The sequence below is a fragment of the Alteromonas sp. 07-89-2 genome (assembly GCF_013113925.1).
Classification (GTDB): Bacteria; Pseudomonadota; Gammaproteobacteria; order Enterobacterales; family Alteromonadaceae; genus Alteromonas; species Alteromonas macleodii.
This window is the reverse complement of record NZ_VTYM01000022.1, coordinates 1-24,226: the sequence shown is the minus strand read 5'-3', so window position 1 is coordinate 24,226 and position 24,226 is coordinate 1. Positions and strand designations below refer to the sequence as shown.

Genomic DNA, 24,226 nt, shown 5'->3' with positions numbered 1-24,226 from the left:
CGATAAACTCAGAAAAAGCGGGCTAGCTTGCACTCATCGTCAATCACGTTGACGTAAATGGTGAAAACTAGACCCGCTTTTTGTCTTACTTTTTGCTCTAAAATGCGCCTTAATTAGCGATCTTAATATACGTGGCTACACGCGCTTTACTGGTTTTAAACAAACGTTGCGTTTTAAACCTAAGCTTTAGTAACAACACGTAAGCAAGTGGTACTAAGAACAAGCTGGTTAGTGTTGAGAACACCAGCCCACCAATGATTGCAATCGCCATTGGCGAGTAGGGAGGGCCGTCGCCGCCAATTCGAGTACTCCCCATCGCAAGTGGAATAAGCCCTAGAACTGTAGTGGCTACTGTCATCAGAATAGGCCTGATACGTGTCATACACCCTTCAATTACTGCGTCATACAGCGACAGACCTTCATTAATTAGCTGATTAATTCTGTCTACCAATACGATGCCATTGTTAACCACAATACCCATCAGAATCAGCATGCCAATCATCCCCATAATAGACATAGATGTGCCTGTAACCATGAATGCCCAAAAAGCACCTGTGAAGGAAAACAGTAGTGACGTAATTACAGATGTTGGAAGAATTAGCGATTCAAACAGCGCGGCCATCACAACGTATATCATACAAAGCGCTAATAGCATATTCATTTGCATTACGGCATTGGTTTCATCCTGGCGAGAGAAGCTGCCGTCTAGCGTCCACTTGTAGCCTGTCGGCAATTCGATATTAGCTAATGCTTTTTCTATGCGTTCACGAGCTTGTTCGGTGGTGGTTTCACCCTCTAGATTTGCACCAATAGCTAACGCTGTTTGACGATAGTTGCGGTTAATTTGCGAAAGCTGTGGCACCACAGAGAAATCTGCAATCATGTTCAGCGTTACCGATTGACCCTGCGTAAACCCAATATTGATGTTCTTAAGTTCGCTTAGCGAGGCTTGAATATCGCTGCCAAACTTAAGCTGCACCGCCACTTCTCCGGCGTCACCATAGCGGAATGTACGTAAATTACTTCCGCGTAGTGCCGTAGAGATAAGTTTAGCCACATCGTTTACTTGTATGCCGAAGCGATTTGCTTTCTCTCTGTCTATGCGTATTTGAACCTCATCGCGGGTAGATCCCGTGTCGGCTTTTACATCTTCCAACCCATTTATGGTGGAAAGAATAGGAATGATTTGCTCTGAAATATTTAGCAAGGTTTCTGAAGACTCGCCCAACAAGGTTACTCTTACGCCACCGCCATTGCCGCTATCCCATTGGAAAGAGGGGCGAGCACGCACAAACGAAGGCATGGTTTCACGAATATCCTCTTTAATCTTACCTACACTGACGGGTAATTCGTCATTAAGCGTGATACCACTTACCGCATGGCCAGCAGTAAAATAGGTATATACCTGTTTAATGTGAAAGCGTTCTTGGTTTTCATAAAGATAAGCTTCCATTTTATTTACGGTCTTTTCTACCTCTTCTAGGGTAAAGTTTTGCGTTACGTGATAATTAAGCCAAATACGCTCTTGGTTGTTATTACCTTCATCGTCTGATGTCACTGCCTGCATAGGCACAAAAGTCGACGCCAGAATGAGTAACGCAATGAGGCAAGTTGTTCCTTGGTGTTTCAACATCCAGTTAAGCGCACGGCCATAGCCTTTTATGTAGGACGGTGTTTTAGGCGTTTTTACAACAGGGATCTTTACCTTAGTTGTCAGCAAGGGAATAAGTGTTTTAGCAATGAAAAGCGACGCGAACAGAGATATACAGATAGCCACAGCAACGTGCTCTAAGAAAATAGTCACGTCTATTTTTACCCCAATAATATTAGGTAAAAACACTATTGCCGTGGTTGCAGTTCCGGCAATGACCGCAAGACTGACTTTGTTTACACCAATCTGGGTGGCTCGCTTAATGTCTCCCTCTTGTTGGCGTTCTTGAAATACGCTTTCAGTGATCACCACGGCGTTGTCTACTAGCATACCTACCGCTAGCATGAGGCCCATTAACGATAAGATGTTAAGGGTATAGCCCAATAGATACATCACACCTAAGGTAATACAAATTGAGAACGGCACTGAAAGCACCACGATTAACGTAGTGGTAAGCTGGCGCAAAAATAAGTACAGCACAATAACTGAAAGTAACGCTCCTAAAAGGCCTGCGTTTAGCAAATCGCTTAGCGACGAAGTCACGCTTTTCGCGGTGTCGTCCATTACAAATAAACTAATGCCTGTAAACTCAGGGTCTTCCTTGGCTTTTTCGATAACCTTCATTACCGCGTCGGAAACTTCTACAAGATTGCTGCCCGATTCGCGAAATACGTTAAAGCCTACCGCGAAGGTGCGATCTAAATGACGTCCTTCATTGCGTTGAGGAAGCTCGTAAGTCACGCTGGCAATATCAGACAAGCGAACGCTGCGGGTAACCCACATGTTTTTAAAGTCGTTTACATCGGTAAATTCGCCAGTTGGGTTAACCAGAATTTTTTCACCGTTATTGTACATGTAGCCCGCGGTTAGCGAGAAGTTTGCGTTTTGAAGCTGCTGCTCTAAGCGTGTACCGTCTATTTGGTAGGCCGCCATTTTCTTAGGATCTAAGCGAATAGTAATTTGACGCTTCATGGTGCCGTATAGCTCAACTTTCGATACACCCGGAACGCGCTCTAGAGGACGCTTAAGGTTACGCTCAAGCAAGTCGTAAGCATTCGATAAGTCGCGGTCGCTCGATACGCGCAGCTGGAATATAGGCATATCGTTGGTGTTAAATTTATACACCATGATCCGCTCTATATCGTCAGGAAGCTCGTGGCGAATAGCGTCAATCTTTTCCCGCGCTTCAATACTTTTGGCTTTAAGGTTTTCATCCCAGTCGAACTCTACAATGACCTCAGCCATATTGTCGTACGACCGCGCCCTTAAGCGCTTTATCCCCGACATGGTAGCAACGGCCTCTTCAACCGGGCGGGTGATCATGGTTTCAATCTCAACTGGCGTTGCATCAGGATAGGGGATCTGCACTACCATTTCTGGAATATCAATCCCAGGGAACTTTTCCAAGGGTAATAAGCGGCCAGATACAATGCCGAACAGCAACATAGACAGAAACAGCATTCCGATGGTAACAGGCTTATTTAACGCAAAGCGTGCAAGCGAGGCGCCTATTCCTGCAATTTTTGAAAGGTGCGGCTTTGAAGCTATGTCGGTCTCGCGTTGATTCGGGTCACGTGTTTGGCGCTTGTCAGTGTGGGTTTCAGAACTGTTATTAGCGTTGTGAGAAGGTGTACTCATAGTACACCTCCTTTCGACATTGCTCCTTCGTCACCAAAGCCCGCATTAGTATTAACAGACGTTTTCTGCGCAACGTTTTTCTTCACGTCGAACAGGCTGTAAAGCACTGGCAGTAAAATGAGGGTGAGCAAGCTTGCAAACAGAAGGCCGTAAATAACGGTGATGGCCATTGGCGTGCGAATTTCAGCACCTTCACCAAAACCAAACGCCATAGGCAATAGACCCAACACCGTAGTAAGTGTAGTCATCACAATAGGGCGCAGGCGGGTTTTAGCAGCATCTAGAATAGCGGTGTCTTTATCTACTCCTTGGCGGCGTAACTGGTTTATACGGTCAACTAAAACAATAGCGTTATTCACTACAATACCGCATAGCATAATTAAACCGATAAACACCACCACGTTTAGCGGCGTATTGGTAAGCCACAATCCATACACAGAACCCGCGCCAGCAAGCGGCACTGCGAATAAAATAAGCAGTGGGTGCAGTAACGACTCAAACTGAGACGCCATAACCAAATACACCATGAACACAGCAAGTGCCAGGGCAAACTGTAGTGAACGGAAGCTGCTTTGCATGTCTTCACTTTGTCCAGTTACTGTTGCACTTAAAGATAGTGGAAGCTGGGTTTCATCAATGACTTTATTAGCAACGGCAACTGCTTCATCAAGCTTACCCTTGGCTAAATTTGCCGATACCAGCGCTACACGTTGCTGTCCAACGCGGGTGATTTCGCTAGGCCCTACACTCATGTACACGTCTGCCACGGCACTTAATGGAATAGGTTGCGCAGAGCCTGGATTAACAACAATGGCGCGCACGCTGGCGATGTCATCTCGCTGGTTTTCTTGCGTTCTTACTAGCACATCTACCTTTCTGTCTTCAACACTGTACTGTGTAGCGACACGGCCACCTACTTTGGCTGCGATAAGCTGAGAGACGGTCGATGCATCAAGCTCAAGGCGAGCAAGTTTTGCGTGATGGAAAGCTATTTTAAGCTCTGGGTTTCCATCACGAATGCTGGTCGTTACGTCTGCAAAATTATTAAAACTGGCTAGTTTGGTCGCAATAGCGTCGCCATACTGTTGTAGTTGATTAAGGTCATAACCTGCAATTTCAATTTGAATAGGCGAGGCAAAGCTAAATAGCTCTGGCTCTGAAAACGTTGCCTGAACCTGAGGTTTAAACGCTAAATGATCGCGAAGGGCACGCTTTACTGCGTCCATATCGCCAGCTGTCGCCGAAGGCTGCATGACAATGTTTAAGCGTCCCCAATGATCGCCACCCTGATTAGGCGCGGCGCTTATCAGGCTACCAGTACCAGACATGGCATAGGTGCGAAGCACCTTGGTTTCGCCGCCATCATTGTTATTTACTGCAACCGCAGCAAGCTCGCTGATAATAGCGTCGGTACGCGCTAGTGGCGAACCCGCAGGAAGGGTCACTTCTACCGAAAATTCTCCTTGTGACAGGGTAGGGATAAGTTCCATACCTAGTCTTGGTACCAGCATTATCGCGCCAGCAGCAAGAATAAAGGCAGTAGCTAACACCAGCGCTTTGGCTTCAAGGCTTACGCGCAGCAGCTTTTCATAAGCATAAGCAAGAAGGTCAAACCCTTTGTTAAATACCCAGATAAGTGGTTTAAACGCAACGCTTAATAACTTGCTAACGATATGCCATGCGCCAATCACCAAAGTTACTAAGGCTGCAGGTAAAAAAACAAAGATAAGTCTGAATACCCAACGAATTGGCAGGGTAACGTAATACATAACTTTGCCAAACGTTGACGTAGGAGGGGTAGGCGCTGGTGTAGTGAACACCTCTTCGTGATCTAGCTGTTGCTTTTTCTTCTTATGTGCCATCGCAGGGATAAGTGTGAGCGCAACAACAAGCGATGCAGCTAAAGCGAACGACACGGTTAACGCTTGATCTTTAAACAGCTGACCTGCAATACCTTCTACAAATATTAGCGGCACAAACACGGCCATAGTGGTCAGTGTCGAAGCCACAATTGCGCCAGAGACTTCTTTTGTTCCTTCACTAGCGGCAGATGCCTCAGTGTCTGTGGCTTCTGCCGTCGTTTTTTCATTAGCTGTAGCGTTATCACTTCCAGCCATTTTTAATTTCTTATGGCGATCGATATTTTCAAGCACAACAATACTGTTATCTACCAATAATCCAACAGCAAGCGCGATACCACCTAAGCTCATCATGTTTAAGCTTATGTCGTTGGCATACATTAAATTAAAGGTAGCAATTACTGATACCGGGATAGAAACCGAGATAATAACGGTAGCCCAGAAGTCTTTAAGAAAAAGGTACAGCACTAACATGGCTAAAATACCGCCCATCACTGCCGCTGACTTCACGTTGTCTATAGCTTGCTTAATGAACACACTTTGATCATATATTTCGCTAAGCGTGTAGTTAGAAGGCAGGTTGTTGTTGACCTCATTTAACCGGCTAGCCACTTTTTGCGCAACGTTAACCGCATTAGCATCGCCTTCTTTATATATGGCAATTTCAATGCCTTCATTGCCGTTAAAGCGCGTTACCACATCACGATCTTTATAAGCACTCTCAACCGTTGCCACGTCTTTAAGTTGAATGTTTCTGCCTTCAAAACGCCCAATGAAAAGGTTTTCGATATCGCTAAGTGTTTCAAACTGATTCAGGGTTCTGACCAAAAACGCCTGGGCTGCGTTATCAATTCGACCGCCGGCCGCGTTAATGTTTTCGGCACTGACCCGGTCAATAATTCGGGTAATGGGAATAGACAGCTGACTGGCTTTCTGCTGGTCGATAAGAATGTGTATCTCGTTTTCTAAACCACCGCCAACGCGCACGGCTGCCACACCTTCTACCGACTCTAAAGCTCGTTTTACCTGCTGTTCGGCATATAAACGTAATCGCTTCATTTGCGCTACGCTTAAACTTGACGTATCGCTTTGTGCCGTCAGCCCCAGTTTAATTACCGGGTCTAAACTTGGGTTAAAACGAAGGAGTCTTGGTTTTTCTATATCAAGTGGAAGTTGTAATACATCAAGTTTCTCGCGCACTTCTAAGCTCGCGAAATCCATGTCAGTACCCCATGCAAATGAAAGCACTACGTCAGACTGGCCTGCACGCGATGTGGACGTGACTTTACGTACGCCTTTTACTACGCCGATGGCTTCTTCAATGGGCTTTGAAACCAGTTGTTCGACTTCGCCTGGCGCTGCACCGTCGTAGTCAGTACGAATGGTGAGAGTAGGGTAAGATAAGTCAGGCAGTAGGTTAACCGACAGTCTGCCTAACGACACCATACCAAATAGCAATACCGCAAAAGTGAACATACTAACGGCAACAGGGCGCTTTACAGCAATATCTACAATACGCATTGTGTGAGTTCCTTGTTAGGCCGAATTAGCTGTTAACTACTTCAACAGGGGCGCTGTCTTTCAAGTTTTGGTGGCCTGCAGTAACCACTTCTTCATTACCGTTTAAACCATTAATAACTTCAACGACTTCGTTGTTTTCAAAACCTGTAGAAATATCAACTTTTTTAACTTTGCCGTTATCGACAACGAATACACTATGATTATTATCGATGGTAACTAGCGCTCTACGAGGCAACAACGTGGCGTTAGCATGTGTTGCGTACTCAAGTGACACATCGGTAAACATGCCGGCTTTAAGTTTGTTGTCTTCGTTCGGTACTTTTAAGGTTACTTTGAACGTGCCGGTGGTCGCATCGATGACCGGGCTTATACGCTCAACACTCGCGGTGATACTCCTGTCGCCTAAAGCCGCCACGGTAAGCATTGCACCTTGTCCAATCACTACGTTAGGTAGCTCATTTTCAGGCAGATACACAATGCCTTGAAGATTACGTTGCTGAACGATATGGAACATTCTCTCCCGTTGGAACGATTCAGTCAGGTTGCCTACTTTGGCATTCCTTTCTGCAATGTATCCATCAATTGGGGCTGTGATAGTGGCTTCTTTCAAATCAAGTTCAGCCAAGCGTACAGATGCTTTTGCTGATTCAAATTGCGAAGTGAGCTTGTCGTAAGTGTCATCGCTGATAAGCTTTTTGGAATAGACTTTGTTGACCTTTTCTAGTTCGCTTTCAATGCCAGCTAAATCAGCCAAAGCTTTTGATAAGTTCAGCTCGTAGCGGCGTTTATCAAGCTGTGCCAGTACCTGGCCTTTTTCAACATAATCGCCTTCTTCTACGAAGATTTCTTCGATAATTCCAGACGCTCGCGCAACCACAAATGCTTCTTCACGAGCTTCTAAAATAGCGGTTGTATCGTAAGTGGACGTAATGTCGCCAGTAACAATGGTTTGGGTTTCAACGGGAATAGCAAAAACGGTTTCTTCAACTTCGGTGGCGTTGGCTTGGTCGTTAATGGCATCAGCATCAGAACATGCTGTCATCGAGAGAGTGAGGGCAATAATACCGCTTCCAACAAGTAATTTGAGTGATGTTGGCGAAAACGGTAATAAAGAATGTGATGGTGACAAAGAGGTGTTGCTGTGCGTTGTAGTTTCCATGGTCAATAACCCTAACGTAATTGTCGTTATATAATAATGACCATATACAGCAGCTAATATGCCAAAGATGTTAACTAATGTTAATTGCTAATAATTTCAATAATTTACGAGTGTAACAAACAGTTTCAATGAAAAAGCCAACCCAAGTGGTTGGCCTTTTCTACTAATGCTTAGCGAGAATCGCTAAAAAGAGGCTGGTTCTACTATTGTTTATTAAACCAAAGTATAGCTTGTAGTGATCTCAACATTACCCGTTAGCATTAGCATGACGGAACAGTATTTTTCTGCAGAAAGCTGCACAGCGCGAGCAAGGGCCTTTTCACTAATGCCTTCACCTGACACCGTGTAATGCGCATGAATTTTAGTAAATACACGAGGCGGCTCTTCAGCGCGTTCAGCTTCTAATTCACAGTTACAGGCTTCAATGTTAAAGCGCCCTTTTTTAAGAATATCTACCACGTCAATACTTGAACATGCACCAACTGCCAACAGCACTGACTCCATTGGAGATACGGCCTTACCGCTGCCGTCCATCACCGTTTTGTAACCGCTGTCTGTAGTTCCTGTAAAAGTTAAATCTTGATCCCAAGAAACACGTGCTTTCATTGTTTGTCCTAATGTCATAAAAATAAAAAAGGAAGCTGCAAGACAGGCCTGTTTAGCGCTTCAATGCAGCTGTGACATGTGCGTTTATTTGTTAAGGCGAACTGCATCTGGGCTAAGCGTGATTTTCTTTTGCTTATACAACGCCCCTAACGCTTTTTTATACGCGGCTTTACTCACGTTAAAATGAGAGTAAATGGCTTCTGGCGCACTCTTATCTGTTAGCGTAGAAATCCCACCGTGGGCTTCTAAGTCATCCAAAATGGCTTGTTGAAGTGCATCACGGCCACCTTTGTCTACGCGCTGAAGGGCTACGTCTACTTTGCCGTCTTCACGAATTGTTTTAATTACCCCTTCAGTAGCTTGCCCGACTTTAAGTGGCTTAAAGGCATCGCTATGGAAAATAAGACCTAAGCTTTTTTCATTGATAACTACCTTAAAACCTAAATCAGTTTTGGCATAAACCAAGCATTGCACTGTGTCGCCCTCGTTGAGATAAGCACTACTTTCCTTTAGAAAATAGTGGAGCTTGGTAGCACCTAAAATACGCTGGGTTTTATCATCAAAAAAGGTGTGAACAACATAGTACATACCTGGATTAACAGGTTGGGCTTGGTAGTCGTTGGGCATTAAAAGGTCGTTGTCTAAACCCCAGTCGAAAAATGCACCAAAGTTAGTGGCAGATACCGCTTTAAGTACCTTAGTTTCACCAACTTGAATCAAAGGTTTCTTCATGGTGGCATAGAGATCGCCGCGCTGATCTGTGGCTACAAATACGTCTATCTGTTGTCCTTCTGCGAGGGAAGTTTCTACTTCGTCAATCGCAAGCGTAACAGTTTGCAGCTCTTCAGCATCATCTATTTCTATTACGCTGTCGTTTTCGTCGTTGTTTTCGACAAGTGGCGCTAAAGCGTAGCCAAAAGGGTATTGGGCTACCACGCGTAATGTATTAATTTTTCCAATATTTATCATCAGCACTGACTTTTTAAAAAGAACAGGTAACATGATACTGGAATGAACGTAAGAGCTAAACCATTATGAAGTTAAATTGCGATTTAGGTGAGAGTTTTGGCGCATGGTCTATGCCGGTGGAAGCGGCCATTATGGCAGAAATTGATCAGGCCAACATTGCATGTGGTTTTCATGCGGGTGATCCGTTAGTCATGAAGCAGGCTGTTCTGTCAGCTAAACAACATGACGTGGTCATAGGTGCCCATCCAGCCTATCCAGACTTACAGGGATTTGGTCGCAGAAGTATGGCGATTGCTGCTGATGAACTCAGCGCTATGATCCAATATCAAGTGAGTGCATTGAGTGGAATGGCAAAGGCTTGCGGGGCCAACGTAAGCTATGTGAAACCTCATGGTGCGCTTTACAATGACATGATGAAAGATACAGCTGTCATGCGCACAGTAATGCAAAGCATAGCTGAAATAAATATGCAGTCGTTAGATTCGCCCCTTGCGCTAATGGTACAGGCTACGTCGCAAAATACGGCGCTTAAAGAAGCTGCGCAAGAGTGGGGGCTGCCGTTGTATTTTGAAGCGTTTTCAGACAGGCGTTATACCGATGAAGGTTTACTGCAATCTCGCTTGATCGAAGGTGCCGTGTTAAGCGAGAGCGACGCATTGCTTCAAGCTAAACAACTTATATCATCGGGAACAGTAACGACAGCCTCGGGAGCAACACTTGCAATAGAAGCGGATTCTCTGTGTGTTCATGGTGATACTAAAGGGGCGGTGAATATTGCAAAGAAAATCAGAACATTTCTATAAACCTGCCTCATAAAAAACACATTTTACAAGAACAATACAAGAGGCTGTTATCCATTGTTGTGCTGAGAGTGGTATATCTAAAACCAAGTACTCAGAACCAAGCAATGACAGCCGTTTAAATAACAAGGACAGTAGATGCAAGCTTTCGGTCGCATTAAGCGAATAGTTACAGCAAGTGCAGACGCCATTATTTTGTATTTTGATGGCGCAAACCTGGACGACGCGAATAATGCCTGTCATCACATGCTGACAGCGATAGATAGCAAAAAGGGAAGCGATTCGTGGGCTTGGCTGCGTGAGTGTGTGCCTTCCTATGACAGCCTGTTGATTATTTTTGATATGGCATTAATTGATAGCCACGGTGTATACCGTGCCATCAGTAATCTAAGCGCTGAAGACATGAGCCTGCAATCATTCTCTTTGCAAGCAAAAGAGAATGAAAGTAGCGCCGTGATTGAAATTCCTGTTTGGTACGGTGCGCCTAATGCAAGTGATTTAAGCGTAGTGAGTAAGAAAACGTCGCTGTCCATTGAAGAAATTATCGAATTGCACACGGGCACTACTTATAAAGTATACGCAGTGGGGTTTTCTCCGGGATTTGCCTATATGGGCGATACTCCGGAAGCGCTCAAATGTGCGCGACTAGGCACACCGCGCAAACGGGTACCCAAAGGTGCGGTTGCAATCGCTGATAGGCAAACTGCCGTTTATCCCAGTGAATCACCAGGAGGCTGGAACCTATTGGGACTTACGGCATTTGACATGCTCATTCACAGCGAAGAGCAAAGTGAAGCGCGGTTAAAAGCAGGTGATGTCGTTAAGTTCGTTTCGGTTACTGAACAGGAATATATAGCAGGATTGCAGGTTGAACGATGAAAATTGAAGTACTCAATAAGGGACTGTATAGCCTTATTATTGATAACGGACGAGTAGGGCGGCAACGGGATGGATTTTGTGAATCAGGCCCTATGGATAGTAACGCCTATGATTGGGCCAATTTTCTAGCCTTCAATTTAGACGGTACGCCATGCTTCGAAGCGATTGGTGAAATGCGATTACGGGTTGATGAAGATTGTATTATTGCTGTGACTGGCAGGGAACCGTCACTCGACGTAGATGGTAACGTTAAAGCAACATACCAGAGCCAACATGTACCGGCAGGCGCAACTATTACGTTTGGCAGCGCTCTACTTGGTAGCAAAGCCTATTTGGCAATAGGTGGAAATTGGCATGTGCCAAAAGCGGTAGGGAGTGCATGTACGGTAGTACGCGAACAACTTGGTGGGTTGGATGGTAAGGGATGCGCGTTAAAAGATGGCGATTGCATCGACATTTCAGCTAACAGCAGAATTAAAAGCACCGCTAGAATGCGCACTCTCTCGCGGCAGCACATAGACAACTATGGTTTTTTAGAGTCTATTCGGGTTATTCCCGGGTATCAGTTTTCGAGTTTTAGCGCTGTTGCTTTACGCACGTTTGAAACAAGCAGCTATACGGTTTCATCGGCTATCGATCGCATGGGCTTTAGGTTGACCGGTGAATTAGTTACAGCCGATATAGAAAACATGCGCTCAGAGGCAATTCATTTAGGTGCAATTCAAGTTCCCGGCGACGGGCAGCCTATTGTAATGATGCGCGACAGACAAACATTAGGGGGTTATCCAAAACTTGGCTGTGTAAGCCCCTGTGATATAAGTCGCTTGGCCCAAGCCGTGCCAGGCGAAAAAGTGAATTTTGTTTTTCAACATGAAGAAGAAGCAAGGGCAGACTGGCTACTGATGACAAGTAGGCGTCGCCGACTACAAGGAGAAATATTGTGACGATTGCGTTTTTAAACGGTGAGTATATGCCTCTTTCTGAGGCTAAAATTTCTCCGATGGACAGAGGCTTCCTTTTTGGTGATGGTATTTATGAAGTCATTCCAACGTATTCTGGTAGCGCAGTAGGCTTCAAGGGGCACACATCGCGTATGGCGCAAGGCCTTAAAGCTATTGAAATCGCTAACCCTTATTCAGCAGAAGAATGGCAAGACATTTTGACCAGCTTGGTCGAAAAAAACAAAGCATTTATAGAAAGCGGAAACATTGGTGTTTATTTTCACGTAAGCCGTGGCACCGATACAAAACGTTTTCATGCATACCCTAAGAATATAGCACCTACGGTATTCGGGTTTGCTTTTGAAATAGCGCCACCACAGCCCACAGCAAAATCTGAAGCAAGGCCTTTCAAAGTTGCGCTTCAACAGGATAAAAGGTGGCAACGCTGCCATATCAAATCCACATCCTTGTTAGGCAATGTAATGCACTATCAAGCAGGTGTTGACGCAGGCGTTAACGAAACTATTTTGTACAACAGCGAAGGTATGATAACAGAGGCAAGTTCATGCAACGTGTTTATGGTGAAAGACGGATGTATATCTACGCCCCCCTTAAACCATGAACTTCTTCCCGGTATTACTCGCGCCATTGCAATTGAAGCATTTAAACAGGCAGGCCTGGTTGTTACAGAAACTTGGTTTAGCAAAGATGAGTTGCTGGAGGCAGATGAAGTATGGTTAACCTCTTCAAGCAAAGAAGTTGCCCCGGTAGTTGAAGTAGACGGAAAACCTATTGGCACAGGGGAAGTGGGTGACGTGTGGGAGAAAGCAATTAAGGCTTACCACGCATATAAGTTTAAAGCGTAACGAAAAAAGGCCCGCTTAAAGCGGGCCTTTTGCTAGAATAAAACTGTTACTTATTCAGGTAAGTTGTCGCAGTTACCGTCTGTACACTCACCGTATAAGTATAGGCTGTGATGCGTTAGCTTCATCTTGTGTTGCTTTGCGATCATCTCTTGGCGTTCTTCGATAATGTCATCTTCAAACTCAATGACCTTGCCACACTTCAGACACACAAGGTGGTCGTGGTGATCTTTGTGACTGATCTCAAATACAGATTTTCCACCTTCGAAATGGTGGCGATTGAGAATGCCTGCATCATCAAATTGGTTTAACACGCGGTACACGGTAGCAAGACCAATTTCTTCACCCTGTTCGATAAGGATTTTGTAAACGTCTTCAGCGCTGATGTGTTGGTTTTCTGGCTCTTGCAGAATTTGTAAAATTTTAAGGCGAGGCAGAGTGACTTTTAGCCCTGCTTTTTTCAATTCTTTATTTTGATCCATTACAACCTACTAAGAACGAGTGAATAAGTATTTGGTGGTTATTATAGGTAAGTTGAAACAATTTAAAAGCAAAACCGTGGAAACTTTGTTTTCTCGCTGAAAATTTATCCATTGCACTGGTGCGATAAAAATTGTTACTTCGATACAGCCCGCATGGTGTCTGGCCTGACCAGATTGTAAGTGCAAGATTTATCTAACAAATGTGCAAAATAAATAAAACTTTTGATGCATTGAATTAACATCCTGTTAAACTAAACTTAAAAAGGCGATACAACCCTTTTTATTTTTTGGCATGTTTTTTTGGTGGAAGTGCCCATGCAGTTAACAATTATAAATAAAATCACGTTAGGCTTTGGCTTATTCGGCTGCTTATTATTACTTACCAGTATTCTTTCCTATTTTGGTCTTAGCGGAATAAAAGATTCTGCACAAGACGTTGTAGAGCAAAAGATGCCAGTTCAGACCAGCATGGTAAAAGTAAAGACTGAGATCCTCTCTTTATCAGTGATTACTGCCAACGGATATCATGTCGAAAATAGAGAAGAGCTGGTCGCAAACAAAGAGACGTTTGATACTTTATCTTCCGCATTCTCTGACGACTTGTCTCGTTTAAACTCACTTATGCCAAATAACGCGGTAGCCAGTAACGCTGTCGACGTTAGTCTAGCCTACGTTAATAGTAGTAACGACATGTATACCGCCATCAACGAACGAATGAATATCGAAAAGGCCCTTGCTACACAGCTAGAAAAAGTTTTGATGACCGCTGATGAAGCCAGTGCCCTAATGCTAGACCTTTCTTATTTAGAAGGGGATAACCCCAGCATTGAAACGCTTATTGGTGCGGGTACTGCAATAGACAACAAATTGCTAACCATGAACGATTCGTTCATAGAACTTGCAGAAACCGACAGTGCCACACAAAGCGCCAATATCATTGAGGATTTGGAGTATCAGTTAAGCAATTTGCAAGTAGATAAAGACTATGTAAACCGTTTAGCCACGGGTGTTGATGATGGCGGTACGATAGCATCTTTTAACGAACAGTATGATTTACTGATGGAAGCGGTAAACGGCACAAATGGATTAATTGCTTTGCAGCGACAAAAACTTTCTGAAGTAGACAAAGCTGCGAAAGCTCAGAAGGAAGCAAAAGAAGCGTTAGAAACCGCACTTGCCGACATTAATACTTTGTTTGACGCTGTCCAGAAGCAATCTCTTGATGGACAGAACGCCATTCTTGAATCTGTTCAGGCCAACCTTGTGCGCAATATCATTGTCGCGGCACTGGGCTTGGTTGCTGCAATATTTTTAGCGGTTATTGTAACACGTAGTATTTCCAAACCCCTTGGCCGTATCAATAAAGGCTTAAGTCAGCTAAGTAAAGGGGATTTAAGCACCAAATTGCCTCAAGAGGGCAATGACGAGTTTTCTGCCCTTTCCGCAAAAGTGAACAGCCTAACCGATAGTTTACGAGAGCTAGTGGGCAATATATTAGAGCAAGAAAAACGCCTTATAGACATTACAAAAGAAAGCGTAGAGCTGGGTAATAAGAGCTTATCTGAGGTAGACAAGCAACGTGAACAAGTAACGGTAACGTCTACGAATACAAAACATGTACAGGAAAAAAGCCGCAGCAACCTCGCCCAAATTAATGAAGCAATGGACGCCCTACGCGATATAACAAAGCAAAGTACAGACATTGGTCAATTGGTACAAAAAAGCAGTCAGCAGGTGGGTAATCAAGCCAAACAGGCGGAGTCTTCGGCGCAGATAATTAATCGTTTGGACGACAACTCTCGTAATATTGGCAGTATCTTAGACGTGATTAAAACGATTGCAGAGCAAACCAACTTGTTAGCATTGAATGCAGCCATTGAAGCCGCAAGAGCTGGTGAACAAGGTAGAGGCTTTGCGGTTGTTGCGGATGAAGTGCGAACGCTAGCCAACCGCACCCATGACTCTACGGAAGAAATTGAGCAGATGATTGGGAACTTACAAAAAGATGCTGCGCAGGCAGTAAAAGCAATTAATGCAGGGCGCGAACAAGCGCAAGAAGGGGTGGAAATTACCCAGCAAGTATCTCAACAAGTAGAGAGTATTAGAGAAATCATTGAGCGGTTAAGCGATATTAATGAACACATTGTCGCTGATACCGAACAACAAGATGTTTTACTTGGTGATGTTGCGAAAAGTTTGAACCGCATAGTTGCTTTAGCCGACTCCAGTGCGCAAAGCACGCGCCAGTCCAACGAATCAACGATGCTCTTGGATGCGCAGACAGAAAGCTTGAGAAAAGCGGTTGAGCGCTTTCAGCTTTAATCAAATTCGACATCCCAGTTAAGCGCTACACTGATGTTCCTGCCTACTTCATTTTGGCCAGAACCATGGATGCGATAATCTTTGTCGGCAACATTTTCAATGCTTGCAGCTAAGTTCAGCGTATCTGAAACTGTGTAGCCTGCCCGTAAAGACACAATCACATGGCCTGGCGTACCTTCAGGGGGGATTCTGTCTGTATCTCTGATATCGCGAGTTGAAAGCCTATCGGCTCTCTGCTGAGCTAAAATTTCAGCTTGGGCATACCAACGTTTATCACTAGACTCATAGTTAACGATACCTCCTACGTTATGTGGCATTAGCCGGCCAATGTACTCTTTCTTAGGCTCGCTCAGTGACTCTGGAAATTGGAACGTCTCTCCATAGTTAAGAGAGCCAAAAATTCTAAATGACCACTGTTCGTTTAACTGAGCTAGAAAATCAAACTCCCAACCATAGACTTCTCCGCTAGTGGCGTTAGCTTTACTAATCTCAAATTCCCCATCAAAGTTTACGGTCCCTGTTGGAAATCTAACAATTTGGTCTTCTATATCAGTGTAATAAAAACCTGTGTTGAGCTTCCAGCTTTGATAAGCCAGGCGAAGTCCAAGTTCTGTACTCAAGTATTGTTCAGGCTCGAGATTGGTGGATGGCACTTCAAATTCGTTGCTTCTTGCAGAGTCAAAGCGACTTAAATCAGAAAAATTTGGCGCTCTGAAACCTTCGGCTACTGTGAGATATGCACTCGCGTTATGGCTCAAGGCGTAGATACCTTCTAATGCTAGTGCAACGTTATTCCACGTTCTATCAAGCGAAATGACATCTGAAGTAATAGGGCTTTGAATTTTATCTGATTCTGCAGAAATGTAGGTATATCTTGCCCCTAGCGCTAACGTGAGTTGTTCCATTGGGTTACCGACAACTTTGGCAAAAAGACCGCTATTTAGGTAATCGGCATCCCCAGCAACAGGCCCTTGAATGGGATTATTACTGGCGTAGCTTTCTATATCATCATGGTAGGCATCAAGTCCGTAATTGAAACGAAGAGCATCGTTGATGTGTTTAGAGAGTGTAGCGCTTATGCCTGTCGTTGCTACATTCGTTTCTTGTTGATCAAACCTGTCACCTGTTCTCAATCGCGTGCGCTCTTCATCTTGCTGATGATAGGATAAAGTAAGGTCTAGGTCGGTATAAAAAGGGTTTGATAATGGCTGATGACTAAATTTAGCATAGGTAAGGTTTCGAGTTTGGTCGTGATCTCTTTGTAATTCGCTGCCAATTGTCGTACCAGCGAAAGAATGGCCAAATATTGTTTTATGCGTTCTTGGAACATCATCTTGTTTAACCGCGTAGTGCGCAATTGTGACTGTGCTGTTAGCCAATTGCTTTTGCCACTTGATGTCGTAAGCTAGTTCGTCGTAGCCGCTGTTTTGTAGCGTACCGCTAGCCATTTGGAAGTCGCCAAAGTCTTTTTTCGTAACCCCCATGGTGAGTGCGCTATCTGCTGAACTTGAAAGATTTAATCGAGACCCGAATATATTCGAATTTTCGCCTTCGGCGAGTCGCGTCATAAAGCGCAGTGAGTTTTTATTAAACGTTGGTGTTATTGTTGAAGCATTAACGATAGCGCCAATTCCATCAGATCCGTATTCGACGCCTTGCGGGCCTTTAATTATTTCAATCTGCTGCACAGAACCTATGTCAATGGTACTCCAATATTGGTTGGGGCCAGAGCGAAATGTAGAGTTATTCAGTCTGATCCCGTCTATCAGCATCAAATTTCGGTATCCAGTGAAACCACGAATGAACGGAGAGCCTTGGCCGTGAGAGGTTTTTTGTACAAGAACGCCAGGTACTAACTTGAAGTTGTCAATGATATTTCTGAAATTTGCCTTTTCTATTGGCTGTCTATCTAACACGTAGGCGGTATAGGGGAGTGTTGAAATAGTGTCAAAGGTCTTACTTCCAGTAATTTCAATAACTTCGACGTCATCTTCTAGCAAAACGTTTGCGTAAGAGCTTGAGGAAATACCTAAATAACTGGTTAAAATTAACGTGTAAAATTTAACTTTAGAGGTGCGTAGTTTCGTATTCATCGTAACTTCCTTTGTTGTAAATGATATCAATAAAGCAACGACTCTTTACTAAATTGTATTTTTTTTGTACAACAAAATGGAAATGTTGGCAAGTTTACTTTTATCTACAGGGAGAGAGAAATGACAACGCGTAAATTGACACTACTTTTTTTTTCGCTTTGCGGTTTAATCGGTTGTGGCGCGACAGATGAGCGCTCAGCAAAAGTGGCTGACAGTGAGCAAAGCGTGGCCTACTTGTCTAATGCAGATGGTAATTTAGATATTTATATCAAAAACATAAAATCTCAGGAAGTTAACCAAGTCACAAACAATGAGCTTGACGACCTCAATCCTACATGGAGTTTCGATGGAAACCACTTGGCGTTTCTGGGTAGAACGCTTAATTCAACATTTATTGAGCTTTATAACGTTGCTAGCAGAAAGCGAAAAACACTAGTAGACACGGTGCATAGTCCAACTTGGATAGAGTTTTCTCCCAATGAGAATCTTTTAGTATTCATTGGTACTGATGACGAAAAACAATCAGTGAAAACAGTGGATTTAATGTCCAATATCCAAACAGTTTACACCTCAGAGAAATCCGAACTTATATCACCTAAATTTTCACGGGACGGAAACCGAATAGCAGTTATTGAAAATGACAATATAACGATATTAACCAAGCAAGGTATAAAGTCAGAAATAGTACCTACTCAGTACAGAATATTAGACTTTGATTGGGGCGAGTCTGATTCTTCGCTGTACGTAACGGCTAGGTATGAAAAAAACATAAACATCTACCACCTAGATATTTCTAACAATCAATTAGATTTAATCGTTGAAAGTCCCTTCATCGATATTGAAGGTCGGTTTTTCCCTCCGAATAATTTGTTATTCTTGAGCTCAAGGCTTGATGGTACAACTAGACAGCTGTATTTATTAGACTTAGAAAGCAAATTATCCGAACAACTTTCACCTTCCGGTATAGAAATAATGAATCCATCATGGTCAAGTGATGGAAAGATCGTAACCTACACGCAGTATGTAGAAGGAAGGTTCACGAGCGTTTTATTTGAGATTAATACAGATACTCACACCCCAGTTTCGCCTACAGATAGCGGATTCCATTTATTGCCAAAAGTAAGGCCAATTCCTAGAGAGTAGCTACTGTAGATACCTGCAAAGTTTTCCTAACCCTAATGCTGTCAGCTTTTTTTGCATTTTTTTAATTAAAGGTTTACCGAAAAACTGTAAGTGGTTAAAAAATGAGCTGTTTATCGATATGGCTTGGTATATGCATTAGGTCTAATGTCTTAGTAGTGCGTTAAGACTTACTTAAATATTGCATAAAGGACTTTCCAATGAAGCGAAAATTACTGGCCCTTTCGGGGATAGTTTTCGCAGCACACTCGATAACGTTGTACGCGTATGCTGCAGAGGCAGCCTGGCTAAATTCCCCATCCGTATTATCCATGAACGAAGACATTCAAGTCAGTGGAGGAGGTGCACCTTCTAGCACTTACATTGATATCAAAGCCTTAGATGATTCTTCCGGTGCACTCTTATCTGAAGAGACAGTGTATACAGATAGCTCTGGCCAATTTGAATTAACGTTCAGAGCATTGAGTGACGCGAGTACAGTGAGGATAACAGCTGTTATTGATGGAAAAGAAGTGTCATCAATTAGTGCACGTCAATAAGGCATAGAGAAAACAGAGGATGTAATTATGAAAATGATTAGAAAAGCAAAACCATCACTTTTTGTTTCTTTAGGTTTGACGTTAGCAATTGCCTCAAGTGCAGTTTCTTCTCAGGAAGTGGTTTACACCATAGATAGCGACTTTGTGCAGGGTAGCCTTAATTCGCTGGAATACGATGCACTTACAGAATCGCTGGTACTTAGTGAAACAGGCTCTACTTTTCCAGTACTTTGGGTAGCAAATGCAGGTGAGGACTCGGTATCAAAAATAAACACAGATACTGATTGCGAAGAAGCACGGTACAGTACTTGGTTTTTTACTAACTTTCATGGAGCCTACTCAGGACCTGCTCCTTCAAGAACAGCAGTCGATATAGAAGGCAACGTGTACGTTGCTAACCGTCATTTCGACAACAAGCCACCTAGTGTTATGAAAATTTTGGCTGAGGGCGGTATTGACAGAAATGGCAACGGGGTCATTGACACGTCAAGAGATGTAAATGGAGATTGCTCTATTGATAGAAACGATCCGAACGAAATGCCAATGCCTGTTGATAGTAATGGTAATGGTATATATGACGCAGATGAAATAGTTGATGAACGAATTGCTTGGGTCAAACAGATAGGTGGGGACCGTGGGTTAGGCCGTTCACTATGTATTGCCCCAGATGGAAATATCTGGTTGGGAATGTATAACGCTTCTGAATATTATCGAGTCGATTCTGACGATGGTACGGTACTGAACGGACCTATTGGAACCCCCGGCCATAGGCCTTATGGTTGCTTGATTGACGGCGATGGAATCTTGTGGAGCGCAACGCTTTCTTCAGTTATGGCTGTAGTTGATACAAACTTAGTGAACACTGCAAGTGATCCTTTCTTGGGGACAAAGTCTATTCGCGCCAGTGGATATGGAATAGCGTTGGCTAACGATAAGGTGTACTTCGGGCGCTCAGGTCGAGATTTTAATGAATATGATCCTAACGCACCTGAGGGAGCCGCTCCTGCCAATGATGGAAACCCTCTAACTGGTGAGTTTACGCTAGCTCCAAATTTTAATACTCAATACGGAATATCTTCAGATGGAGATGGTAACTTAATAGGTGGATTATCCACTGTAATTAAAACACGGCCCGACGGCACAAGAGTCTGGTCTACGCCGAACCCAACTTCAACATCAGTAGGGGTAGCTGTGGACAGTAACCAAAATGTTTGGGTTATGGGCTTAAATAGTAATAATGTGGCGAAATTTGATGGAGCAACAGGTAATCAGTTACTCATTAAACCCGTCGGTGCAAACCCTTACACCTACAGTGACTCTACAGGCTTTGCTGCACGAAATGTAACCGATAGAAGCGGTATTTGGATAGTGACAAGAGATAGTGGTAGCCCCGGTACTGAATGGGATATGGTTTCTTGGAACAATGAACCCGATGGCGATATCCCTCCAGGTTCAAGCATTCGAGTACGTTACAGAGCGTCAGATGTTGAAAACCAGTTAGAGCTTATCAGTTATCAAGATGCGTCGAATGGCAATCCTGGTTTGGGAGCAGTGGGCCGATTCATGCAAATGAGGGTAGAGCTTCGTCCCAATGATGATGGTGATAGCCCCCATTTTTCAGACTTAGCGCTAGCTACGCTGGCAGAGGTTGGTGCGTGTGATGTTAATGAAGATGGCTTCGTTGATAGATTTGATTTAAACCTGATTATTTCGGCGTCTGGACCTGCAGCTGCGAATGATCCGTTAGATATTGATAACAATGGAGTAATAAACAGGCTCGATGCAAGAGCGTGTGTAGATTCTTGTACCAATGCGCGCTGTGCAGTGACTGCTCCGCAATAAAGACTATAAGGAAAGTGTTATGAAAAAAATCATTAAAGCAATGCTGTTTTCGATTACTGCTTTATTTGCGACGGCTTCGTTACCTGTGCACGCTGTATTTATTGCACTGTCACCCTCTATTCAGGTTTCGGGTACAGGGCAAGTGGTTACTGTTGACCTCATAGCAGGTGATCTTGGCGACCCAATCGATACTACGATAGGCGTATTTGATGTTGACGTTTCATTTGATAATACGGTGCTTAGCTTTGTTAGTTTTGACTACAGCGACGCGCTAGGAAGTATAATTACAAATGATTTCTTTGATTTAACTGCTGATGCTTACACCGATGACACCATGAGCGGGCTTAACGCAGCAGGAAACTCAATAAACTTGAATTTATTCAGTTTTCTATTTTCAAGTGACCTTGAGTTTTTGCAATCAACCGTAACTACACTTGCTTCTCTAACTTTTAACGTGATTGATTTAGAAATGGGGGAGTTTACCGATCTTGACTTGACGGTTTTGTTATTGGGCGATGGCCAAGGAAATGACCTTACCAATGTTGACGCGAGGAGTGCAAGAGTAACTACACAGGTTTCCGCACCGTCATCTGGCATCATCTTTTTAATGATGATGATTGCTACAGCACCTTTCGTAAGACAGATTAAACGCTAGGAGGGATTGCTTCAGCATGCACCGGATAAAAGAGAAGTAATGAAAAAGACCGCAGATCGATAGAAACGCGGTCTTTTTTTAAGCTTATGCAAGTTCGGCCAAGCAAAGTTCATCGTGAATTTGCTTACACCACGCTTTAACGCGAGATTCTGTTAGTTCTGGTTGACGGTCTTCATCGATACCAAGACCAACAAAATGATTGTCGTCAGCCATACCTTTAGACGCTTCAAAATCATAACCTTCAGTCGACCACTGACCCACTAAGATAGCGCCTTTGGCTTCTACGATATCGCGTACCATACCCATAGCGTCTAAGAAGTATTCCGCGTAGTCTTCTTGGTCACCGCAGCCAAAAATAGCAACTAACTTGTCGTTGAAGTCAATTTGCTCTAGTTCAGGAAAGAAATCATCCCAATCGCATTGCGCTTCACCGTAGTACCACGTAGGGATACCAAAGATAAGCAAATCAAATTCAGCGATGTCTTCTTTACTGCTCTTGGCAATGTCTTTAACATCAATTAGCTGTTTACCCAATTCCTTCTGGATCATTTTCGCAACATGTTCGGTATTACCCGTGTCACTTCCGAAAAATAGGCCAACGCTTGCCATATCTAACCTCTATTAATCGTTACTAATTAAACGCCTGTGCTTAGCCAAAACCATTCAATAATGCCCTTCGCAAGAAACCCTAATGCGCCTAAACCTAGCACACCGTACGTTACCACTCGTCCAATAAGTGGCACATCGTTCTTACGCAGTACATCGTGTACAGCAAAACCCATCAACCCAAAAAGGATAGATAAGCCGCCATACAGCATGATGGACTCAATGAGTTCGTAATTTTCTGCAAGCATAGTGTTGTTACTTAAAAAAATCTGGCGCAACTATATCACAGTATATACGCCTGTAAGAGCCTAAAACGTTCAAAAATAGGTAATAATAGTCATTCTCATCTTAAATGATGATGAAAACCCTTCTTTAAGACGATTTATTGAGCGTTCTTTCTACAACGGCGTTAAAGACCGCTGGCTTTTCTGCATGTAACCAGTGGCCAGTACCTTCTATTACATGTGCTTTAGCCTTAGGAAAATAACGCGTTATTTCATCGCGATAGGCTGGCGTAATATAATCAGACTCACTGCCCTTGATGAATAATGTTACGCCATCAAATGTTTGATTTGTTTGTTCCCAATCAATAATGTGTGAATAACTGGCAATTAATCCATCGACATTAAAACGCCATTTCCAATCGCCATTTTCATCTTGATATAGGCTCTTCAATAGGAATTGTCGAACGCCTGGCTCTTTCACATGTTTAGCCATTTCTTTTTCAGCATCTTTTCTACTTTGAATTGCATCTAAAGGAACGGCCTTGAGTCCATCAAATACGGATTGGTGGCTATGGTCGTAAGATACTGGTGCAATATCGGCGACAATGAGGTGAGAAACAAAGTCGCCGTGGTTTAAGGCTAATCTCATGGCTACTTTGCCGCCTAATGAGTGGCCTAAAACCGCGCATTCTCTAATATTAAGCGATTGTATAATCTCGAACACCGCATTTGCAGCATCGTCGACAGAAAATGAAGATGTCCACGGGGATTCACCGTGGTCAGGCAGATCAATGCTGATCACATTGTAATTAGACTCAAAGTGGCGCTTAATGCCGGCTAAATTATCGGCATTTCCAAATAATCCATGAATGAGAATCAGCCAAGGAGAGGTAGAAGCGCATTCCGAAAGTTTGTAGTTCAACTTCACAATATACTTATCCGTTTCTGAACATGCTGTTCAAACAAAATAAGGCCTGTAAAAACAGGCCTTGTTTAATTCACAATATCAATTAATTAATGGCGTAATCGTCGAGTGACTTACCGCTATCTAGCGCTTCTTTATAAACGCGAGGCATGCGTCCTATACCTGTCCAAAGGTGTTCTTCACCCTTGCTATCAACAAGCTTGTATTTAACCGGACGTTTTTTGCCAACCTTTTTGTTTGTTTCTACATTTAATGCCTGTAGATCTTCAACATTTAAACCCGCTTCTTCCATTTGCTTTTTAATAGCAGCGAGCTTCTCTAATTTTTCTTTCTCAAGCTTTTCTTGTTCTACTAATTTTTCTTTTCTTTTCTCAATTATACCGCTAAGTTTTTCTTGAACTTGTTCAAGTTCTTCAATGCTTAATTCCTTAACAGCACCTTGTAAACGTCTTCCATGGGTTAAAATATCTAAAAAATCGCTCATTAATTAACCTTAATACGTTGTACTTAAT

The 24,226-nt window shown here is 43.4% G+C and carries 20 protein-coding genes; 9 read left to right on the top strand and 11 right to left on the bottom strand.

Features of this window, described 5'->3' with window-relative positions; translation table 11 throughout:
* Positions 1–109 precede the first annotated feature (109 nt).
* The 5 genes from F0261_RS14210 to F0261_RS14190 form a co-directional block, all read right to left on the bottom strand.
* Positions 110–3,289 carry an efflux RND transporter permease subunit gene (locus tag F0261_RS14210; RefSeq protein ID WP_171338288.1) on the bottom strand — a complete coding sequence of 1,060 codons (3,180 nt, stop codon included), beginning with the start codon at positions 3,287–3,289 and terminating at the stop codon, positions 110–112.
* Entirely contained in the window at positions 3,286–6,669 is a 3,384-nt protein-coding gene (locus F0261_RS14205) for an efflux RND transporter permease subunit (protein WP_014979513.1), read from the bottom strand. The genes F0261_RS14210 and F0261_RS14205 overlap by 4 nt, the downstream gene beginning before the upstream one ends.
* 25 nt (positions 6,670–6,694) lie before the next feature.
* The gene (locus F0261_RS14200) at positions 6,695–7,828 is read right to left on the bottom strand and encodes an efflux RND transporter periplasmic adaptor subunit (RefSeq protein WP_014979512.1); all 1,134 of its coding nucleotides are present in this window, start codon (positions 7,826–7,828) and stop codon (positions 6,695–6,697) included.
* Positions 7,829–8,041: 213 nt separating this feature from the next.
* Positions 8,042–8,434 carry an OsmC family protein gene (locus F0261_RS14195; RefSeq protein ID WP_014949747.1) on the bottom strand — a complete coding sequence of 131 codons (393 nt, stop codon included), beginning with the start codon at positions 8,432–8,434 and terminating at the stop codon, positions 8,042–8,044.
* Between the two features lie 84 nt (positions 8,435–8,518).
* On the bottom strand, positions 8,519–9,403 hold the full coding sequence (locus F0261_RS14190) for a S1 RNA-binding domain-containing protein (RefSeq protein WP_041449852.1): 885 nt from the start codon (positions 9,401–9,403) through the stop codon (positions 8,519–8,521).
* A gap of 65 nt (positions 9,404–9,468) precedes the next feature.
* On the opposite strand from F0261_RS14190, the gene F0261_RS14185 reads away from it, so the two are divergent.
* The 4 genes from F0261_RS14185 (at position 9,469) to F0261_RS14170 (ending at position 12,889) form a co-directional block, all read left to right on the top strand.
* Entirely contained in the window at positions 9,469–10,206 is a 738-nt protein-coding gene (locus tag F0261_RS14185; protein ID WP_171338287.1) for a 5-oxoprolinase subunit PxpA, read from the top strand.
* A 135-nt stretch (positions 10,207–10,341) separates the two neighbouring features.
* Positions 10,342–11,082 carry an allophanate hydrolase subunit 1 gene (locus tag F0261_RS14180; protein ID WP_171338286.1) on the top strand — a complete coding sequence of 247 codons (741 nt, stop codon included), beginning with the start codon at positions 10,342–10,344 and terminating at the stop codon, positions 11,080–11,082.
* Complete coding sequence (locus F0261_RS14175; RefSeq protein ID WP_171338285.1) at positions 11,079–12,026, top strand: biotin-dependent carboxyltransferase family protein; 948 nt, start codon at positions 11,079–11,081, stop codon at positions 12,024–12,026. Before F0261_RS14180 ends, F0261_RS14175 begins: the two co-directional genes overlap by 4 nt.
* Positions 12,023–12,889: a D-amino acid aminotransferase gene (locus F0261_RS14170; RefSeq protein ID WP_014949742.1), complete on the top strand. Its 867-nt coding sequence runs from the start codon at positions 12,023–12,025 to the stop codon at positions 12,887–12,889. Before F0261_RS14175 ends, F0261_RS14170 begins: the two co-directional genes overlap by 4 nt.
* A 50-nt stretch (positions 12,890–12,939) precedes the next feature.
* Here F0261_RS14170 and fur read toward each other — a convergent pair whose 3' ends face one another.
* The gene (gene fur, locus F0261_RS14165; protein WP_014949741.1) at positions 12,940–13,368 is read right to left on the bottom strand and encodes a ferric iron uptake transcriptional regulator; all 429 of its coding nucleotides are present in this window, start codon (positions 13,366–13,368) and stop codon (positions 12,940–12,942) included.
* Positions 13,369–13,683: 315 nt separating this feature from the next.
* Between fur and F0261_RS14160 the strand changes: the two genes are divergently transcribed.
* Positions 13,684–15,690 carry a methyl-accepting chemotaxis protein gene (locus F0261_RS14160; protein WP_171338284.1) on the top strand — a complete coding sequence of 669 codons (2,007 nt, stop codon included), beginning with the start codon at positions 13,684–13,686 and terminating at the stop codon, positions 15,688–15,690.
* Here the strand turns inward: F0261_RS14160 and F0261_RS14155 are convergent.
* The gene (locus tag F0261_RS14155) at positions 15,687–17,783 is read right to left on the bottom strand and encodes a TonB-dependent receptor (RefSeq protein WP_171338283.1); all 2,097 of its coding nucleotides are present in this window, start codon (positions 17,781–17,783) and stop codon (positions 15,687–15,689) included. The two genes, F0261_RS14160 and F0261_RS14155, sit on opposite strands and share 4 nt — an antisense overlap.
* 120 nt (positions 17,784–17,903) lie before the next feature.
* On the opposite strand from F0261_RS14155, the gene F0261_RS14150 reads away from it, so the two are divergent.
* The 4 genes from F0261_RS14150 (at position 17,904) to F0261_RS14135 (ending at position 21,959) form a co-directional block, all read left to right on the top strand.
* Entirely contained in the window at positions 17,904–18,926 is a 1,023-nt protein-coding gene (locus tag F0261_RS14150; RefSeq protein WP_171338282.1) for a PD40 domain-containing protein, read from the top strand.
* A 197-nt stretch (positions 18,927–19,123) separates the two neighbouring features.
* On the top strand, positions 19,124–19,462 hold the full coding sequence (locus F0261_RS14145) for a hypothetical protein (RefSeq protein ID WP_171338281.1): 339 nt from the start codon (positions 19,124–19,126) through the stop codon (positions 19,460–19,462).
* Positions 19,463–19,489: 27 nt separating this feature from the next.
* Complete coding sequence (locus tag F0261_RS14140) at positions 19,490–21,304, top strand: hypothetical protein (RefSeq protein ID WP_171338280.1); 1,815 nt, start codon at positions 19,490–19,492, stop codon at positions 21,302–21,304.
* A gap of 19 nt (positions 21,305–21,323) precedes the next feature.
* Complete coding sequence (locus tag F0261_RS14135) at positions 21,324–21,959, top strand: hypothetical protein (RefSeq protein ID WP_171338279.1); 636 nt, start codon at positions 21,324–21,326, stop codon at positions 21,957–21,959.
* Between the two features lie 84 nt (positions 21,960–22,043).
* On the opposite strand, the gene fldA is transcribed toward F0261_RS14135, so the two are convergent.
* From fldA to F0261_RS14115, 4 genes are all read right to left on the bottom strand, one after another.
* Positions 22,044–22,568: a flavodoxin FldA gene (gene fldA / locus F0261_RS14130; protein WP_014998614.1), complete on the bottom strand. Its 525-nt coding sequence runs from the start codon at positions 22,566–22,568 to the stop codon at positions 22,044–22,046.
* Positions 22,569–22,594: 26 nt separating this feature from the next.
* Positions 22,595–22,813 carry a DUF2788 domain-containing protein gene (locus F0261_RS14125; protein WP_012519093.1) on the bottom strand — a complete coding sequence of 73 codons (219 nt, stop codon included), beginning with the start codon at positions 22,811–22,813 and terminating at the stop codon, positions 22,595–22,597.
* A 124-nt stretch (positions 22,814–22,937) separates the two neighbouring features.
* On the bottom strand, positions 22,938–23,717 hold the full coding sequence (locus F0261_RS14120; RefSeq protein ID WP_171338278.1) for an alpha/beta fold hydrolase: 780 nt from the start codon (positions 23,715–23,717) through the stop codon (positions 22,938–22,940).
* Between the two features lie 82 nt (positions 23,718–23,799).
* A complete protein-coding gene (locus F0261_RS14115; protein ID WP_014949737.1) occupies positions 23,800–24,198 on the bottom strand; it encodes an H-NS family nucleoid-associated regulatory protein in 399 nt (132 codons plus the stop codon).
* Between the last annotated feature and the right edge of the window lie 28 nt (positions 24,199–24,226).

Coding starts and splice junctions, on each gene's coding strand:
- F0261_RS14210 (WP_171338288.1), bottom strand. CDS start 3,289: ATGAGTACACCTTCTCACAACGCTAATAACAGTTCTGAAACCCACACT.
- F0261_RS14175 (WP_171338285.1), top strand. CDS start 11,079: ATGAAAATTGAAGTACTCAATAAGGGACTGTATAGCCTTATTATTGAT.
- F0261_RS14155 (WP_171338283.1), bottom strand. CDS start 17,783: ATGAATACGAAACTACGCACCTCTAAAGTTAAATTTTACACGTTAATT.
- F0261_RS14195 (WP_014949747.1), bottom strand. CDS start 8,434: ATGAAAGCACGTGTTTCTTGGGATCAAGATTTAACTTTTACAGGAACT.
- F0261_RS14145 (WP_171338281.1), top strand. CDS start 19,124: ATGAAGCGAAAATTACTGGCCCTTTCGGGGATAGTTTTCGCAGCACAC.
- F0261_RS14190 (WP_041449852.1), bottom strand. CDS start 9,403: ATGATAAATATTGGAAAAATTAATACATTACGCGTGGTAGCCCAATAC.
- F0261_RS14205 (WP_014979513.1), bottom strand. CDS start 6,669: ATGCGTATTGTAGATATTGCTGTAAAGCGCCCTGTTGCCGTTAGTATG.
- F0261_RS14115 (WP_014949737.1), bottom strand. CDS start 24,198: ATGAGCGATTTTTTAGATATTTTAACCCATGGAAGACGTTTACAAGGT.
- F0261_RS14140 (WP_171338280.1), top strand. CDS start 19,490: ATGAAAATGATTAGAAAAGCAAAACCATCACTTTTTGTTTCTTTAGGT.
- F0261_RS14125 (WP_012519093.1), bottom strand. CDS start 22,813: ATGCTTGCAGAAAATTACGAACTCATTGAGTCCATCATGCTGTATGGC.
- F0261_RS14180 (WP_171338286.1), top strand. CDS start 10,342: ATGCAAGCTTTCGGTCGCATTAAGCGAATAGTTACAGCAAGTGCAGAC.
- fur (WP_014949741.1), bottom strand. CDS start 13,368: ATGGATCAAAATAAAGAATTGAAAAAAGCAGGGCTAAAAGTCACTCTG.
- F0261_RS14200 (WP_014979512.1), bottom strand. CDS start 7,828: ATGGAAACTACAACGCACAGCAACACCTCTTTGTCACCATCACATTCT.
- F0261_RS14150 (WP_171338282.1), top strand. CDS start 17,904: ATGACAACGCGTAAATTGACACTACTTTTTTTTTCGCTTTGCGGTTTA.
- F0261_RS14135 (WP_171338279.1), top strand. CDS start 21,324: ATGAAAAAAATCATTAAAGCAATGCTGTTTTCGATTACTGCTTTATTT.
- fldA (WP_014998614.1), bottom strand. CDS start 22,568: ATGGCAAGCGTTGGCCTATTTTTCGGAAGTGACACGGGTAATACCGAA.
- F0261_RS14160 (WP_171338284.1), top strand. CDS start 13,684: ATGCAGTTAACAATTATAAATAAAATCACGTTAGGCTTTGGCTTATTC.
- F0261_RS14185 (WP_171338287.1), top strand. CDS start 9,469: ATGAAGTTAAATTGCGATTTAGGTGAGAGTTTTGGCGCATGGTCTATG.